The 16,724-nt window shown below is 40.9% G+C and carries 14 protein-coding genes; 8 read left to right on the forward strand and 6 right to left on the reverse strand.

The window, feature by feature from the left end:
* Positions 1 to 4: 4 nt before the first annotated feature.
* From K1F36_RS13185 to K1F36_RS13210, 6 genes are all read left to right on the forward strand, one after another.
* Positions 5 to 787 carry a DUF3108 domain-containing protein gene (locus K1F36_RS13185; RefSeq protein WP_220114240.1) on the forward strand — a complete coding sequence of 261 codons (783 nt, stop codon included), beginning with the start codon at positions 5 to 7 and terminating at the stop codon, positions 785 to 787.
* Positions 788 to 800: 13 nt separating this feature from the next.
* Complete coding sequence (locus K1F36_RS13190; RefSeq protein ID WP_220114241.1) at positions 801 to 1,775, forward strand: tryptophan 2,3-dioxygenase family protein; 975 nt, start codon at positions 801 to 803, stop codon at positions 1,773 to 1,775.
* A gap of 7 nt (positions 1,776 to 1,782) precedes the next feature.
* Positions 1,783 to 3,072, forward strand: coding sequence for a M23 family metallopeptidase (locus K1F36_RS13195; protein ID WP_220114242.1), 1,290 nt, complete (start codon positions 1,783 to 1,785; stop codon positions 3,070 to 3,072).
* Positions 3,072 to 4,709 (forward strand): glucose-6-phosphate isomerase, encoded by a 1,638-nt coding sequence (gene pgi / locus K1F36_RS13200; RefSeq protein WP_220114243.1) that lies wholly within the window; start codon positions 3,072 to 3,074, stop codon positions 4,707 to 4,709. The genes K1F36_RS13195 and pgi overlap by 1 nt, the downstream gene beginning before the upstream one ends.
* A 172-nt stretch (positions 4,710 to 4,881) precedes the next feature.
* Positions 4,882 to 8,088: a TonB-dependent receptor gene (locus K1F36_RS13205; RefSeq protein WP_220114244.1), complete on the forward strand. Its 3,207-nt coding sequence runs from the start codon at positions 4,882 to 4,884 to the stop codon at positions 8,086 to 8,088.
* A gap of 88 nt (positions 8,089 to 8,176) precedes the next feature.
* Positions 8,177 to 8,614, forward strand: coding sequence for a hypothetical protein (locus tag K1F36_RS13210; protein ID WP_220114245.1), 438 nt, complete (start codon positions 8,177 to 8,179; stop codon positions 8,612 to 8,614).
* Between the two features lie 52 nt (positions 8,615 to 8,666).
* Here K1F36_RS13210 and K1F36_RS13215 read toward each other — a convergent pair whose 3' ends face one another.
* The 4 genes from K1F36_RS13215 to K1F36_RS13230 all read right to left on the reverse strand — a co-directional run bounded on the left by K1F36_RS13215 (position 8,667) and on the right by K1F36_RS13230 (position 11,019).
* Complete coding sequence (locus K1F36_RS13215) at positions 8,667 to 9,068, reverse strand: JAB domain-containing protein (RefSeq protein ID WP_220114246.1); 402 nt, start codon at positions 9,066 to 9,068, stop codon at positions 8,667 to 8,669.
* Between the two features lie 97 nt (positions 9,069 to 9,165).
* The gene (locus tag K1F36_RS13220) at positions 9,166 to 9,489 is read right to left on the reverse strand and encodes a type II toxin-antitoxin system PemK/MazF family toxin (protein WP_220114247.1); all 324 of its coding nucleotides are present in this window, start codon (positions 9,487 to 9,489) and stop codon (positions 9,166 to 9,168) included.
* On the reverse strand, positions 9,480 to 9,725 hold the full coding sequence (locus K1F36_RS13225) for an AbrB/MazE/SpoVT family DNA-binding domain-containing protein (RefSeq protein ID WP_163625008.1): 246 nt from the start codon (positions 9,723 to 9,725) through the stop codon (positions 9,480 to 9,482). The genes K1F36_RS13220 and K1F36_RS13225 overlap by 10 nt, the downstream gene beginning before the upstream one ends.
* Positions 9,726 to 9,981: 256 nt before the next feature.
* Positions 9,982 to 11,019 (reverse strand): endonuclease/exonuclease/phosphatase family protein, encoded by a 1,038-nt coding sequence (locus K1F36_RS13230; protein WP_220114248.1) that lies wholly within the window; start codon positions 11,017 to 11,019, stop codon positions 9,982 to 9,984.
* Between the two features lie 101 nt (positions 11,020 to 11,120).
* On the opposite strand from K1F36_RS13230, the gene K1F36_RS13235 reads away from it, so the two are divergent.
* Together K1F36_RS13235 and K1F36_RS13240 are read left to right on the forward strand one after the other, a co-directional pair.
* Positions 11,121 to 13,856, forward strand: a complete 2,736-nt coding sequence (locus K1F36_RS13235; RefSeq protein ID WP_220114249.1) for a TonB-dependent receptor — start codon at positions 11,121 to 11,123, stop codon at positions 13,854 to 13,856.
* A gap of 10 nt (positions 13,857 to 13,866) precedes the next feature.
* Positions 13,867 to 15,231 (forward strand): DUF5689 domain-containing protein, encoded by a 1,365-nt coding sequence (locus K1F36_RS13240; protein WP_220114250.1) that lies wholly within the window; start codon positions 13,867 to 13,869, stop codon positions 15,229 to 15,231.
* A 4-nt stretch (positions 15,232 to 15,235) separates the two neighbouring features.
* On the opposite strand, the gene K1F36_RS13245 is transcribed toward K1F36_RS13240, so the two are convergent.
* Together K1F36_RS13245 and K1F36_RS13250 are read right to left on the reverse strand one after the other, a co-directional pair.
* On the reverse strand, positions 15,236 to 15,766 hold the full coding sequence (locus tag K1F36_RS13245; protein ID WP_220114251.1) for a lipid-binding SYLF domain-containing protein: 531 nt from the start codon (positions 15,764 to 15,766) through the stop codon (positions 15,236 to 15,238).
* Between the two features lie 98 nt (positions 15,767 to 15,864).
* On the reverse strand, positions 15,865 to 16,473 hold the full coding sequence (locus K1F36_RS13250) for a DinB family protein (protein ID WP_220114252.1): 609 nt from the start codon (positions 16,471 to 16,473) through the stop codon (positions 15,865 to 15,867).
* Positions 16,474 to 16,724 lie beyond the last annotated feature (251 nt).

Genomic DNA, 16,724 nt, shown 5'->3' on the forward strand with positions numbered 1-16,724 from the left:
GCACATGAAAAAGATAATCACATATACATTATGCCTTCTTTTTGCAATCTCGGCGTCGGCACAAAACCCGCGCCCGGCCTTTAAACCAGGGGAGTGGCTTAAGTTTAGGATTCACTATGGGTTTTTAAATGCCAGCTATGCCACGTTGCATCTTACATCGGAAACATTGAATAACGTTCCTGTCTACCATGTGGTAGGAGAGGGCAAAACCACGGGGTTTGCCAGTATCTTTTTTAAGGTTGATGATACCTATGAAAGTTATTTTAACAGGGAAAATGGTAGGCCGTACAAGTTCATCAGAAAAATAGATGAAGGGGGATATACCAAGGATATTGAGATTGATTTTGACTACAAACAGGACAAAGCTGTTCTCATGGACCACAAAAATGGGACACAACAGAATTTTACGATCAACAATCAAATACAGGACCTTATCTCAGCTTCCTACTTTTTAAGGAGCAATTATAATCTGGAAGAATTTAAAGAAGGTGAATCCATTGATTTGGATATGCTCTTTGATGATGATGGTGTTTTTAAGTTCCAGTTGAAATATTTGGGAAAAGAAATCCTAAGGACCAAGTTTGGAAAGGTAGAATGTCTTAAATTTAGACCTTTGGTTCAGTCTGGTCGGGTTTTTAAGGAAAAAGAAAGTTTAACACTTTGGGTTTCCAACGATTGGAACAAGATACCTATCAGAATCAAGGCAGATTTGGCCGTGGGGTCTCTTAAAGCCGATCTTGATGGTTACAACGGACTAAAAAACCAGTTTAAAATAATAATGGATTAGTATATAGGTGTTAATGGATAAGGATGCAAAAATCGCTTCCCAAATCAACAAGCTGGAGGAAAAGTACAAAAACTCGGGCCAAGACCTAAGCTCTTATTTGGACGGTCTTCTTTACGAAAGATATCTTACTTACTGGGATTATATCCACTTGGATACTTTGTTGAGCCTTCAAATACCGAGGACTCATTTCCCGGATGAGGAAATCTTCATTATGTACCATCAGATTACCGAGCTCTATTTCAAGCTTATTCTGCACGAACAAAAACAAATTGTTGAGGACAAATCGCAGGACGTTGCTTTTTTTATTGAAAAGGTAAGGAGAATCAATAGCTATTTTAAGGCCCTGATATCATCGTTCAGTATTATGATCAAGGGTATGGAACGAGAACAGTTTCTCCGTTACCGTATGGCACTTCTTCCGGCCAGTGGATTTCAATCGGTACAATATAGGATGATCGAATTTTATGCAACCCCATTGGAGAATATGGTGCATTTATCCGAAAGGGACTCATTCTCTTCTGCAAATAGTATAGAAGAACTGTTCGAGCATGTGTATTGGAAAAAGGGAGCCACCGATTTGGAAACAGGTGAAAAAACATTGACATTAAAACAGTTCGAGGTAAGATATACGCCTCGGCTCCTGCGAATAGCCAACCAAGTAAAGGACAGTACGGTATATCAAAAATATTTACAACTTCCAGAGGCATCCCAATGCAATGAAGAACTAATTTCGGCGTTAAAAGAGTTGGATTTGAATGCCAACGTAAATTGGCCGTTGATGCACATGGGTTCGGCCCATAGATATTTGGCCCGGGAGGGCAAGGAGGTAGAGGCGACTGGCGGAACCAATTGGAAGGACTATTTACCGCCCAGTTTTCAGAAAATAATTTTTTTCCCAACTTTGCATACCAAAGAAGAGTTGGATACTTGGGGTAAACAATGGGTGGACCACGTTTTTAACCCCGCTAAAGAAGAATACAAGGAATAGAAGAAAAATGCAGAAAATTTTTGGGGCAATTTTGATGCTCGCTGTGTTGGCAGCATCTTGCAAACAGACAAACGAACAACCGGAAGAAGAAGTTGCAAAAGTTGAAGTAATAGAAAAACTTCCCGTATTGCATTATGGTTTTAATCTTGAAGAATTCAATGTAGTCCACGATACGGTCCGTAACGGCGACAGTTTTGGGGAACTTATGTTGAAAAACAAGGTGGATTACCCCAAAATCGCCCATATTTCGGAAAATTTTAGGGATACTTTTGATGTTCGTAAGATTAGAGTTGGTAAGCCCTATATCATCCTCAAGTCAAAGGATACTTCGGAAGTTGCCAAAGTCTTTATCTATCAAAACGACAAAATAAATTACACCGTGGTGGATTTGCGAGATACCGCAGCCGTTGCCTATAAGAACAAGAAAAAAGTTACGCTCAGGGAGCGCGAGGTAGGCGGTGTCATAAACAGTAGTCTATCCGAGGCAATGGATAATTTGGGGGTCGATTACACCGTAACTTTGAGTTTGTCCGAGATTTACGCGTGGACCATTGACTTCTTCCGATTGGAGAAGGGCGACAAGTTTAAAGTTGTTTTTGATGAACGATACATCAATGATACCATATATGCCGGTAGGGGTCCCATTAAGGCAGCACTTTTTGAGCACAAAGGAAAAACTGTGTATGCCTTTCCGTATGTGGCAGATTCCGTGAACAACATATTGGATTATTTTGATCAAGATGCCAATAACTTGAGAAGCACATTCCTAAGAGCACCCATAAAATTTGGATACCGACTATCGTCCAGATACAATCTGAAACGCAGGATAGCCTATTACGGTTACAAAGTAAGACCACATAAAGGAACCGATTACGCAGCACCTGTTGGAACCCCAATTGTTGCCACTGCAGATGGAACCGTGACCGAGTCGACCCGAAGGGGCGGAAATGGAAAATATGTGAAGATTAAACACAACGGCACCTACAGCACCCAATACCTCCACATGAAAGCCCAAAAGGTAAAAAGAGGAGAGTTCGCCCGACAAGGTGATGTAATTGGATGGGTAGGAATGACAGGTAATACTGGAGGCCCGCATGTTTGCTATCGTTTCTGGAAGAACGGAAGACAGGTGGACCCATTAAAGGAAAAATTACCCGAAGCCGACCCCATCGCCGATTCTTTGAGAATGGATTACATGGCTCATATATCGCCGTTAAAAGAGCAATTGGATTGCATAGAATTTATTGACATAGCACCTACAGAACCCGAAGAAACCTTAATATCATACACCCAGTAATGGCACTACCCACAATCGACCCCACAACTACGGAAGCCTGGAAAAAACTCAAACAACATTATCAAGAGACCAAAGACGTTCATTTAAGGGAACTATTTTCTAACGAAGAAGGCCGGGGCAAAAACCTATCCATCCGTTGGGAAGATTTTTTGGTGGACTATTCAAAGAATAGAATAACGGATACAACCATTAAGTTGCTTTTGGAACTTGCCGGGGAAGTGGGCCTTACCCAAGCCATAGAAGGTTACTTTGATGGCGAGCTCATTAATCAAACCGAAGGAAGGGCCGTATTGCACACAGCCTTACGCGCCAAAAAGGGTACAGAGGTTTTTGTTGATGGCGAAAACATTGTAGATGAAGTTTTTGAGGTAAAGGAGAAAATCAAATCTTTTTCCGAAGCAGTAATATCCGGGGAGCGTAAGGGCCACACGGGAAAAGCATTTACCGATATTGTAAACATTGGTATCGGTGGTTCTGACTTGGGACCAGTGATGGTGACTGAAGCCTTGAAATTTTATCAAAATGATTTAAAGACTCATTTTGTAAGCAATGTGGATGGTGATCTGGTTCATGAAGTATTGAAAGAACTTGACCCGGAGACCACATTGTTCGTAATTGTTTCCAAATCCTTCACTACACAGGAAACCTTGAGCAATGCACTGACCATCAAAAAATGGTTTCTGAAAACTGCATCCGAAAAAGATGTGGCTGACCACTTTGTTGCCGTATCTACCAATCTTGAAAAAATCAAGGAATTTGGTATTGCAGATGAAAACGTGTTCCCGATGTGGGACTGGGTAGGCGGACGTTTCTCACTTTGGAGCGCCGTTGGATTGTCCATTGCACTTTCGGTGGGCTACGATAATTTTGAATCCTTGTTGAATGGGGCACACGAAATGGACGTTCATTTTAAGGAAACCCCGTTTGATGAAAACATTCCTGTAATTCTTGCCTTGATCAGTGTTTGGTACAATAACTTCTATCAAGCAGAGACCGAGGCCATAATTCCGTACACACAATATTTGCACCGTTTTTCTGCATACCTACAACAAGGTATCATGGAAAGTAACGGAAAGAGTATGGACAGGGCAGGAAATAGGGTCGGTCACGAAACGGGCACTATTATTTGGGGCGAACCGGGAACCAATTCGCAACATGCCTTTTTCCAGTTGATCCACCAAGGGACCAAATTGATCCCCACCGATTTTATAGGCTACAAGAAATCATTGCACGGAGATGTGGACCATCATAATAAATTGATGGCAAACTACTTTGCACAGACCGAAGCCTTGATGAACGGAAAAACCGCGGAAGAGGTTGAACAAGAGTTGAAATCCCAAGGATTGTCCGGTGACGAAATCCAAACACTGCTTCCCTTTAAAATATTTGAGGGAAACAAGCCCACCAACACCATTTTAATAGAGCAGCTTACCCCTAGAAGCTTGGGCGCGCTGATTGCACTTTACGAACACAAGATATTTGTACAAGGCGTGGTCTGGAACATCTTCAGTTACGATCAATGGGGGGTGGAACTCGGTAAGCAGTTGGCCAAAAATATTCTGAACGATATTGAAAATTCAGATATTGGCAAGCACGACAGTTCAACATTGAACCTTTTGCATTTTTTTAAGGAGTAAATTGCCATCTGCTCAAATCCCCGTATAAAGCCTAAACAATTGTCTGTCAGATAATTTGTTTTGTTAATTTAGTGTTAACTATATTTGCGTGATTTTAACTTTGACTTAATCGTAGAATGTCAAAAATGGATCACATTTGCAGCGCTAATTAAACACTTAAACACTGAATTAAATGAAAAGAATCTACTTGGCTATTGCGGCTATTTTGGTTTCCGCGATGGCATTTGCACAAGGGGTTACTACTTCTTCTATAGGAGGTAAAGTAACAGACGAAACTGGGGAGCCTCTGCCAGGGGCGAGTATAGTGGCTGTCCACATTCCTTCGGGAACCACTTATGGGGCAGCTGCTGATTTTGATGGATTTTACCGAATTTCAGGTATGAGAACGGGAGGGCCGTACAAGGTGACAATTTCTTATGTAGGATTTAACGAGGATGTTAAAGAAGGAATATATCTTAATTTAGGTCAAGCAGAAAGAATAAGTTCCCAACTTTCGGAATCAGCAACTGCACTACAAGAAGTTGTAGTTACTGGCGGAGCGGCAGGAAGCCTTTTTGATCCGGGTAAAACTGGAGCTGAGACCAATGTCACACAACGACAAGTGAACAATTTGCCGACAATATCCAGGAATATTGCGGATTTTGCTAGACTTACACCACAAGCTAAAGTGACTGGGGACGATGTGGTTTCAATAAGTGGTCAAAACAACCGGTATAATGCCATTTATATTGACGGTGCCGTAAATAACGATGTTTTTGGCCTTGCAGCAAATGGGACGAATGGAGGACAAACTGGTGTGAGCCCTATTTCTTTGGATGCCATAGAGTCTTTTCAAATAAACGTTGCCCCTTTTGATGTTCGTCAGTCTGGTTTTGCAGGAGGTAGTATCAATGCTATTACCAAATCCGGTACTAACAAGTATATAGGATCTGCCTATGGTTTTTTACGAAACGAGAGTTTTGCAGGCAAGACTCCTGTAGGTTTGGTTGGAGAAGGTGAAGAAAGAGAAAAATTGGATGAATTTTCTGCAAAAACTTATGGAGTACGATTGGGTGGTCCTTTGATTGAGGACAAATTGTTTTTCTTCGTCAATTATGAAAGACAGGAAAATGAAACTCCACAACCATTTAACATTTCAACATATAGAGGTGATGCCACAGCGGCGGACTTAGATAACCTATCTAGTTTTTTGGTTAATAACTATGGATATAATCCTGGAGGTTATGCAAATAATACCTCTAGCTTGGAGAGTGATAAGTTGATTGCGAAAATTGACTGGAACATTAATGATAAGAATAAACTCTCTCTTAAGCACAGTTATGTTAAGGCTATTCAGTTTGATGCACCTTCTTCAAATACAGGGTCTATTAGTTTCATTAACGGAGCTATCAATTTTGAATCGATTACAAATTCAACAGCTTTGGAACTGAACTCTCAAATCGGGAGCAATATGTCCAACAATTTAGTAGTTGGTTATACAACTGTAAATGATGATAGAGATCCAGCTGGGAGCCCTTTCCCTGCAGTTCAGATTTTTGATGCGGCAGGTACTTCGATATTTTTTGGTTCAGAGGCGTTTTCAACAGCTAACCTATTGGAACAGAAAGTATTGACTCTTACCGATAATTTCCAAATCTATTCAGGAAGACATACCATAACTATAGGTACTAACAATGAATTTTCCTCTGCAAAGAATGTTTTCTTTCGTCAGAATTTTGGAGATTACAGATTCAATAGCCTTAGTGATTTCTTAAATGGTGAGTCTGCCAATAGGTATAGGTATGGATACTCCCTATTGGGAGGTTTTGGTGATGATTCAGAAGGAGCAGCAGAGTTTGATTTGTTCCAATTGGGAGTTTATGTACAAGATCAAGTGGATATTACCGACAATTTCAAATTTACCATCGGAGCAAGAATTGATGTTCCTTATTGGGAAGATGGTCTTGAAAATGAAGACTTCAACACAAGAACCGTTGCATTGTTGGAAGCTGCAGGAAAAGACTTGCAGGGAGCAAGAGTGGGCCAAGGGATAAATCCAAATGCCCATTTTTCGCCAAGATTAGGTTTTAATTGGGATTTGAAAGGGGATAGAACTACCCAGATAAGGGGAGGTTTAGGAATATTCACATCCAGAGTTCCGTTGGTATGGCCGGGAGGAACATATAACAACAATGGTATTACTGCCGGATTCATCCAGCTTACAGGAGATGATGTTCCTGACTTTAACCCAGACCCTACAGGTCAATTGGCTATACCACAACCTGGTACGGGATCCGTTGGTGGACAAATTGATTTGTTCGCACCTGATTTTAAACTACCTCAAGTGTTCAAAACAAATATTGCTGTCGACCAAAGATTACCAGGAGACATTATCTTTTCAGCAGATTTTATTTGGAACGATAATATTACAGCGGTTGCATATGAAAACTTAAACCTTAGAGGTCCTCAGTTTATGACTACAGGTGCTGGATCACGACCTAATTATGGTTATGCTTCTATAGACAACACTTATAGCGATATATATTTGGCGACAAATACGGGAGCCGGAAGTTCTTACAATATCACTGGTACATTATCAAAGAACTTTTACAGTCCAAAATTGGATATTACCGCTCAAGCATCGTACTCCTATGGAGAGTCTGATGGAATTTTGGATGGGACTTCATCACAAAACAGTTCTCAATTCAGAAACTTAGAAACTGTTAATGGGTCTAACAGACCAGATTTATCCATTTCAGATTTCTCACCAGGTCACCGAGTAATTGCAAATTCAACTTTTGAATTTAAATGGTCAGATAATCTTAAGACAAGATTGGGCTTATTTTACGAAGGAGCTGAAGGATCTCCGTTTAGCTATGTTTACAACGGAAGTGGTTTATTATCCGATACAGGATCATTCTCTGCTTTGATTTATGTGCCTGCGAACGAATCAGAGGCCAATTTAGTTGATTCTGACGATTTGAGTGCTGCTCAACAATGGAGCGCATTAAATGCCGTTATCGAAGGAGATGATTACTTAAAAAGTAGAAGAGGAAAATTTGCAGAACGTAACGCTGACCGTTCAGATTGGACCCATATTATTGATTTGAAATTTGCACAAGAATTTGGAATCAAGTTTGGTGAGAACACCCACAAATTGGAATTTACTGCAGACATCTTCAACTTTACCAATTTATTAAACAAGGAATGGGGTGTAAGAACCTTCTCTAACTTTAACCAAGTACAATTGTTGAATTTTGAAGGCTTTGCCGATGATGGTACGACACCTCAGTTTACTTTTGACCCAGGTGTTGAAGAAACAAGAAATATTATCGATGATTCTGGATTGCAATCATCTAGATGGCAGATGCAGTTAGGGCTTAGATATAGCTTTAACTAGTATTGAACGATTTTTTATAAACCCTGCCATTTGGCAGGGTTTTTTTATGCCCAAAAATCCGTACTTTTAATCGCACAAACGATACCTAATGGAAATTATCAAGAACCTACACTCGTATTTGGCCTATGTGGTGCTGGCCGTTTTAGTAATTGCCGTAATCAATGCCATAGCGGGCTGGTTGGGCAAAAAGGACTTCACCCTTCAAAAAGACCTTCGTATAAGCTTGTTTGCCCTTATTTTAAGCCATATTCAATTGTTGGTGGGACTGTTGTTGTATTTCACATCGGGGAATGGACTAAAGGCCGTTCAAACTTTGGGAATGGGTGGATTGAATGCTCCTGCAAGACTTTTGGCGGTAGAGCATCCATTCATTAATATTATAGCTTTGGTTTTGATAACCATTGGATGGTCCCGTCATAAAAAGGTGATGGAAAGCAATAAAAAATTCAAGACCATTTCTATTTTTTACGGACTTGGATTGCTGTTGATTTTAAGCCGTATTCCTTGGGGACAATGGTTCGCATAAAGTAATTCCCGAGAAGGCGGGAATCTTATACAGTTTACTTAGTAACTTTTCCTTAAATGGTCACATAGTTAATCTCCGAGATTATTATATGATCGAGTAGTTCTATTTCTAAAATAGCGGCAGCTTTTTTCATGCGGTCTGTAAATGCTATATCTGCCTCACTGGGCTCCAATTTTCCTGAGGGATGATTGTGGCAGAGGACAATCTTATGGCATTGTTTGGCTGCGGCCAAACTTAAAACTTGCACTGGCGTAACAATATTTCGATTGCTGGTGCCAATGGTCACAAGTTCAATATACTCAATATCATTTGCAGCATTGAGACCTATGGTCCAAAAATATTCTTTTTGTCTGTGGATTTTGTTCTGCCGCCAAAGCACCTTTTGCATAATGCGGGCAATATCATCCGTACCAGATATATGTTTGTCCTCGTCCTGAGGAAGTCTTACAGTCATGAGATAAAGATAGAAAATGTTTTGTTTAAAGGATTATTCAGATTCCTTGACCAAAAAAGATATGGGCGGGATAATAATCACTATAACCTTGTATTTTTTAGTCAACAAAGGTTTCTTTTATGACCTCTTTGCATTTTTCAATTTCTACATTGGTCAGGTTTTCAAAAATTCGGATTATTCTAGTTTTGTCAACTGTCCGAATTTGGTCAATGGCAATCATTCCTTTTCTTTCGTTATGTTTGATCGAAACCCTTGTCGGATATTTTTTTAAATTGGTTGTCATTGGAGCAAGAACTATTGTGTTCAGATATTTGTTCATTTCATTTGGCGAAATGATTACACAAGGTCTTGTCTTTTTTATTTCGTTACCACTGGTCGGGTCAAGGTTTACAAGAACGATCGAGTATTGTTTTAAATCCATTCTTCAAGGTTTTCATCCTCGAAGACATCATTCATCAGCAACTTGTCATCTCCATTCTCATTCATTTTTTTAAATTCTTTTTCCCAATTTTTTCTTGGTGAAGCAATTGGTTTGAGGATGATCTGTCCTTTTTCAAGAATCAGTTCCACTTTGTCCTTGATATTATATTTTTCCAAAATGGTCTTGCTCAAACGAAGTCCTTTTGAATTACCGATTTTGATTATTGATGCTTCCATAAGTCTTTAAATGTTATTACAAAGTAACCACTTTTTATTAAGGTTCCAAAAAATGTTCCACATTAAAGCCAACGTGCATTATCATCCGTACTAAATACATGTTTGTCCTCGTCTTTAGGAAGTCGTACTGTCATGAGTTAAAGATATTAAATGTTTTGTCACCTTGAGCGCAGTCGAAAGGTAGGGAAAACATCTCGACTTTAGTTTATCCTGAGCGAAGCCGAAGGACACGATGTGACATTCAGTCGTGAATCCATCACTCCACCTCCTTCAACAAAAACAAATACGCAGGAAAGTGGTCGCTATACCCGGCCGTATAGCTACCGCCCGAGTAGGTACGTAGCGGATACCCCTTAAACCGTCCTTCATCAGTTCGGATAAATTGTGGTGCAAAAATGCCCGCTTTCCAAAGCGATAGGGTTGTTCTGTTTTCGGTCACCAAATTGGAGGTCATAAAAATCTGGTCAAACAAGTTCCACTTATCTTGGTATGCCAACGAACCGATTCCTTTTTTAAACATTGCCTCCATAGGATTAAATAGGCTTAAGCTATCCAATTGACGCTTTTTGCCCTTTGTTTTCAGTATTTTTTTCAAGCTGTCATCAATGGGGTCGTCGTTGAGGTCACCCATCGAAATAATTTTGGCATCCAAATCCAATTCTTGGATGGAGTCAATAATTCGCTTGTTCAACAAAGCCGCACGAACACGTAAAGGGGAACTTTTCGCCGCTCCGCCCCTCCGCGAGGGCCAATGGTTTACAATAAAATGAATTTCTTCACCATCCATAGTGCCGCCGACCACCAATTGGTCACGCGTGTATTTCCTTTCGCTCATTTCATCAAACAACAAAAGCCGATGACTTTTAAACGAAGAGGGAATAAATGCTGACTTTTTATAAAGCAGTGCCACATCAATACCGCGAGCATCTGGGGAATCAAAATGGATGATGCCATAATCCTTATCCAGCAAATTGGGATGTTGCACCAAATCTTCCAGCACATCCAGATTTTCAACTTCGCAAAGCCCCACAATGTCGGGAGAGGTTTTAGACGTTTCGGCACCAATTTGCGAAATGACCTTGGATAGGTTTTCCACCTTTTGCAGATACCGTTCCCGCGTCCAATGATAACTACCCTCGGGAGTTCGGTCATCATCAAAAGTGAGCGAATCGTTTACCGTATCGAACAGGTTTTCACAGTTGTAAAAAGCAATCGTTCTTAAGGTGTATGTCTTGGACTTTTGTCCATAAAGTGAGGTCGATATTAATACAAGTAGGCATATTAATAATCGCATTTTATTTTGATTTTGTAGCTAAAATATGTAGAATTGTTCGCTTTTCCGCAGTTTGTACAGCAATTACAACCCCTTTTTTATTAATTAACCTACAAAAACCTATGAGGCTAGCCATAGTATTGGCCGTGCTTTGTTGTTGTGAGTTGCTGTATGCACAACAAAGTACTCGAGTTACAGGACAATTGATGGAAAAGGGTTCCGATACTCCCATTCCCAATGCCATAATTACCTTGGAAAACACTTTAAAGGAGTTTTCTGCAGATTCCTACGGTAAATTTGAGTTCGACCTAGTGGGTAAACAAACAGAGACACTCCATGTTTCCGCCCTGGACTTTATTCCCAAACGATTTTTGCTCCATTTGGATGGAAATCCGATTGATTTAGGGACCATTTATCTGGAAAGGGATATTGCTAGAGAACAAACCGATAATTTGATTTCACTGACGGATGGAGATCTTTCCGATGATTTTGAATCCATTTCCAGCTCCATGGGATTATTGCAATCCACTAGGGACATATTTCTGAACCGTGCCGCTTTTGATTTTGGACAAGCCTTTTTTAAGGTGCGAGGTTATGATTCACGAAATGGCCAAGTGTTGATGAACGGAATTCCCATGAACAAATTTTTTGATGGCAGGCCACAATGGAACAATTGGGGCGGCTTGAACGATGTGGTCCGAAATCAAGAATTCACCAACAGCCTAACGTTGAATCCGTACACCTTCGGCGCAATTCTGGGCAACACGAACATCATTACCCGACCTTCTGGTTTTCGTTCCGGCCTGCGGTTATCGTCATCTATGTCCAATCGCACCTATCGCGGTAGGTTGATGGCCACCTACAATTCCGGAGAAAAAGCAAGTGGTTTGGCCTATTCCGTATCCGCTTCGCGACGATGGGCCAAGGAAGGGTATGTAGATGGAACGCTGTATGATGCCTACTCGTTTTTTGGAGCCTTCGAGTATCAATTTGACCCTGAAAACAGCATTACGTTTACCTCCATATGGGCACGTAACAGACGCGGAAGCTCCTCTGCCTTAACGGAGGAAGTCTTTGATTTGATGGGAGGGCAGTACAATCCATATTGGGGCGAACAAGGTGGCAAAATCAGAAATTCAAGAGAGCGTGAGATTTTTGAGCCCTTGTTTTTGCTCAACTATGCTTTGAACAAGAAAAAGGTTAATTGGAATATTGGGGTTGCCTATCAAACAGGAATCAATTCCAGAAGCAGGCTTGGCTATTACAATGCGCCAAATCCCGATCCAACGTATTACCGTTATTTGCCCAGTTACCACATCAACAGTTCCATTGGAGCAGATTTTATCAATGCAAACTTGGCGAAAGAAACATTTTTGAAAAACCCACAATTGGATTGGGAACAATTGTATGAAGCCAATACCAACAATAACGATAAGGCAGCTTATTTGCTTTATGATGATGTTGCTCAGAACACGACCATTTCAGGTGCCACCAATTTGGATTATGCTTTGAATGATTTCATCAAACTTGGCTTTGGCGGAAATTACAGAGCTACAGGATCTGAAAACTATGCCGAAATACAAGATTTGTTGGGAGCTACTTATCATGAGGATATGGACACTTTTTCCAACACCTTGAATAATGTTGATGAGGAACTACAAAAGACAGAAGGCGAGAAATTCAATTACTATTATAATTTGGATGCCTCTCAAATGGAAGGGTTTGCCCAAGTGCAATTGACTTCCAACAAATGGGATGGATTTGTATCAGCTTCGTATTCCAACTTTAATGTGCAGCGCAATGGATTCTTCAAAAACGAGCGCTATTTGGAAAATTCCTTCGGAGCAAGCGAAAAAATTATCTTTTCCAACTTGGCATATAAAGGTGGATTCACGTATTTCTTGACGGGACGACATTGGTTTACGGCCAATGCTGCTATGGTGGAACGACCACCTATCATACAGAACATTTTTATCAACCCACGGGAAAATAACGAAACGGTTCCCGAGCTTCAAAAAGAGGTGGTCAGCAGCGTGGACATGAGCTATTTTGTGCGTCTCCCGAGCTTAACGGGACGAATCAGTGCGTTTTATACCAGGTTTCAGCATACTACCGACATTAATTTCTTTTTTGTGGATTCTGGCTTGGGTTCCGATTTTGTTCAAGAAGTAATCACAGGATTGGACAGGCTTCACAAAGGCATCGAGTTTGGTTTTGAGTACGAGGCATCATCCAGTGTAAAATTGACCGCTGCAGGAAACATTGGCCATTATGTATATGCGAGCGACCCATCTGTGCAAATCAATTTTGATGCCGCAGGCGCCGAAGAAGAACTTATTTCTCCCGAGGGAAACATAGATTTGGGCATCGCCGATCTCAAGGATTTAAAACTGGCCCAAGGGCCACAAACTGCACTTGCATTGGGGGTATCCTACCGAGCTCCCAAATATTGGTGGATAAGCGGCACTACCAATTACCTCACCAATAATTATAGTAATCTCTCCACCATTACCAGAACGTCCAGTTTTCTCATCGACCCCGAAACCAATGAACCTTTTCCCGATGCTACCGAAGAGAATGTGGCCAAATTGCTAGAGCAAAACAAACTCGACGATATCTATTTGTTGAATTTGGTCGGGGGCAAATCTTGGTTGATCGATGGAAAGTACATCAGCTTTTTCGCCAGCGTCAACAATGTGTTTGATAAGGTTTTCCGCACAGGCGGATATGAGCAGAGCAGAAACGGAAATTTTGGCCAGTTGAAACAGGACAATCAGAGTGGAACGCCCTCCTTTGCCCCAAAATATTGGTACAGTTACGGAAGAACCTATTTCTTGAATTTGGCCATCAGTTTTTAATCTACTTCTTATGAAAAACGTGATTTTAAAAATTATCGGAACCTTCATTTTGATTTCCTTTTTATGTTGTGTGGATGGAAGGGATTTTGATGAAATCAAAGGAAATTGCATAACGGATATAGCGTCCAACATCACTTTTTCCGAGTTGGATTCCTTGGTGCAAGATGATGCAGTCCAGATTCTGGATGATTTGATTTTAGAAGGTTATGTAGTCTCATCCGACCGTGCTGGGAATTTTTTCGGGGTGCTTTATCTGCAAGATGCCCTAAGCAATCCAAAATCAGGCCTTCAACTTGAAATGGATTTGAGGGAATCCCATTTGCAATTTCCAGTGGGGAGCAAAGTTTTGGTAAAGTTGAAAGACCTTTATTTGGGCAAAAAAGGAAGTAACCTTCGAATCGGGAGCGTTTTCTCTTCCTTTGGAAACCTTTCCATCGGCAGGTTGCCTTCGGGGAAGGTTTTTGAGCATCTTTTTGTGGCGTGCGATGGTGGAGGGAATCCCGACCCTGTGCTTGCAACAATATCAGAAATAGATAGTTTGCCCTCCAATATATTGGTAGAACTACAAAATGTGGAGTTTGCGGAGGAAGCCTTGGGCGAAACCTATGCCATTTCCCAAGAAGAAACCGAACGGACCCTGCTGGATTGCGAAGAAAACGAGATTACACTTATAAACAGTGGTTATGCCGATTTCCAAGCCGAACCGTTGCCTGGAGCGAACGGAACGATTACTGCAATCTTAACCAAGGACGGTAAGACCCCTAAACTCGTAATCCGAACATTGGATGATGTAAACTTTACGGAAGAGCGTTGCCCAGAGATTATCACCGAGTTCACTTCCAATCAAATTTTTATTTCAGAATTGGCAGACCCCGATAATAATGCAGGCGCTCGTTTTGTGGAGCTGTACAACTCATCTTCCGAGCCATTGGATTTAAACCTATGGACGCTACGCAGATACACCAACGATAATACAGAAGTGAGCTCCACTATAGATTTGTCGGGTTTTATTATTGGTGCCGAGAGTACATTGGTGATTTCTCCCAACGCGGCAGAATTTGAACTTGTCTATGGCTTTGCTCCCGATTTGGGAGTATCCACCAACAGCCCTGCAGATTCCAATGGGGATGATAATTTGGAGTTGGTCGACCCCTTCGGAACCGTAATCGATATGTTCGGGGTAATTGGAGAGGATGGCTCGGGAACCAACCATGAGTTCGAGGATGGAAGAGCGGTTCGCAATCCTGATATTTTGAAAGGTAATCCAACCTTCACCTTTGGTGAATGGATCATTTTTAATGATTCGGGAGAAGCGGGCACCACGGATTTACCCCAAAATGCCCCCGAGGATTTTACCCCAGGGGTTAGGGATTAAAATATTAAAACGCCTTATAGCTAAACTTTTGCCCACCCACAGATGCATCGGCCATAAGACCCGCTTTCGGAAGTGCAAAAACGGCCACACCATCCTTGTACTTGGCGTTAAAGGCTATGCCCGATTTTAAGGCAACTGCCGAAGTCTCGGCCGCAAATTGGAACTTTTCGGTCTTAAAACGTTGCAGGTCCACATCGGTCTCGAAGAAAATTACTTCGATAATGGCCTGTCCGCCTGCCTGTAATCCAATGTTCAATTTTTTAAGGTCGGCCATTCCCACGGCATCACCGTTTTCATACACCACACCGTTACCAGATGCACCACCGATGATAAAACCACCTTTTCCAACATTGGGGAAGATTACGTAACCGGCAGAATTCTCAAAAAAGCCTTCCAAACTTGGACTTGTTTCCAGCAGTGTAGATTTTGCCTTTTCGGCGTCCGCCATTATTTTTTCATCCTTTCTGCTTTGGGCCGATATAGAAATGGCGAAAAGAAAAAGGGTCAGCATTATAACAGGTTGTATACGTTTCATAGTGTTTCTTTTTTTGTTACTCAAAATTAAAGAAAGAACCCCTTCCAATCTGGAAAGGGTTTGCCAATTATTGTTAAGGAAAGCCTATAGTTTTCACATTACATTTGAGGAAAATCCTCGTCTTCCATTACCTCTTCCATTTGTAGCACGTGCCTTTCCATATGTCCTGCGATAAAAACAATGAACTGGGCGGCATCAACAGTGCCAAAAGGTAGTTTTGCATAACGGTTTCTTAGATCATCCTCGGTGGTTTCAATATATTCCATAAGTTCTTGGCGTATGGCAAGCAACGCGCCCAAGGTCTCCTCCGTAGAACCAAACTGACCACTAGGTTCAAATGGTTCTGCAGTTTTAACTTTTTGACTCCTATCAGCTATCATGGGCATAATTTGGTCATCTTTAAAAACAAGGGAATCTTTTAGCTCTGGTTTTGGGCCATCAGCAATACTTTTATGGAGCATTTCAACAAACATTTTTTCCGTCAATGCCAAGTGTTCCACATTTTCGGCGATGGACCACGAAGTTGGGTCGGGCTTGTAGTCGAGTTGTTCATCAGAAAGACCATCCAGTACTTGTTTCATGTGTTCTCGACTTTCCGTTAAATGTTTCATGATCCATTCTTTGTCCTTTGAGTCGATTTGAATTTCTGGATCTTTGGTAAAACCGAAAAATAGAACAATGGCTAAAGGGAAGAGTAATTTTTTCATTTGTAATGATGTTTTTATTTTTTTATACAGTTTCTTAATAGTTAGTACTTTAAAGATAATTCAAATAGTAATATCAAATAATAAATTAACGAATGAGTAAAGAAATCCTTAAATTTAGGAAAGCATGCAGATGCGTCCAGCACAGATATTATTCCGATGTATTAAAATAGATGATGACTATTATTTAATAGTATTTTAATATCGATTATCTATTGTTGTAGCAACGAATCTTATAATTTTACAATAGCTAT

The organism is Flagellimonas abyssi, from assembly GCF_019457905.1.
Classification (GTDB): domain Bacteria; phylum Bacteroidota; class Bacteroidia; order Flavobacteriales; family Flavobacteriaceae; genus Flagellimonas; species Flagellimonas abyssi.

Excerpts from the sequence above, each read along its gene's own strand:
- K1F36_RS13190 (WP_220114241.1), top strand. The coding sequence starts at position 801 with ATGGATAAGGATGCAAAAATCGCTTCCCAAATCAACAAGCTGGAGGAA.
- K1F36_RS13205 (WP_220114244.1), top strand. The coding sequence starts at position 4,882 with ATGAAAAGAATCTACTTGGCTATTGCGGCTATTTTGGTTTCCGCGATG.
- pgi (WP_220114243.1), top strand. The coding sequence starts at position 3,072 with ATGGCACTACCCACAATCGACCCCACAACTACGGAAGCCTGGAAAAAA.
- K1F36_RS13210 (WP_220114245.1), top strand. The coding sequence starts at position 8,177 with ATGGAAATTATCAAGAACCTACACTCGTATTTGGCCTATGTGGTGCTG.
- K1F36_RS13235 (WP_220114249.1), top strand. The coding sequence starts at position 11,121 with ATGAGGCTAGCCATAGTATTGGCCGTGCTTTGTTGTTGTGAGTTGCTG.
- K1F36_RS13195 (WP_220114242.1), top strand. The coding sequence starts at position 1,783 with ATGCAGAAAATTTTTGGGGCAATTTTGATGCTCGCTGTGTTGGCAGCA.
- K1F36_RS13240 (WP_220114250.1), top strand. The coding sequence starts at position 13,867 with ATGAAAAACGTGATTTTAAAAATTATCGGAACCTTCATTTTGATTTCC.
- K1F36_RS13225 (WP_163625008.1), bottom strand. The coding sequence starts at position 9,725 with ATGGAAGCATCAATAATCAAAATCGGTAATTCAAAAGGACTTCGTTTG.
- K1F36_RS13215 (WP_220114246.1), bottom strand. The coding sequence starts at position 9,068 with ATGACTGTAAGACTTCCTCAGGACGAGGACAAACATATATCTGGTACG.
- K1F36_RS13220 (WP_220114247.1), bottom strand. The coding sequence starts at position 9,489 with ATGGATTTAAAACAATACTCGATCGTTCTTGTAAACCTTGACCCGACC.
- K1F36_RS13250 (WP_220114252.1), bottom strand. The coding sequence starts at position 16,473 with ATGAAAAAATTACTCTTCCCTTTAGCCATTGTTCTATTTTTCGGTTTT.
- K1F36_RS13185 (WP_220114240.1), top strand. The coding sequence starts at position 5 with ATGAAAAAGATAATCACATATACATTATGCCTTCTTTTTGCAATCTCG.
- K1F36_RS13245 (WP_220114251.1), bottom strand. The coding sequence starts at position 15,766 with ATGAAACGTATACAACCTGTTATAATGCTGACCCTTTTTCTTTTCGCC.
- K1F36_RS13230 (WP_220114248.1), bottom strand. The coding sequence starts at position 11,019 with ATGCGATTATTAATATGCCTACTTGTATTAATATCGACCTCACTTTAT.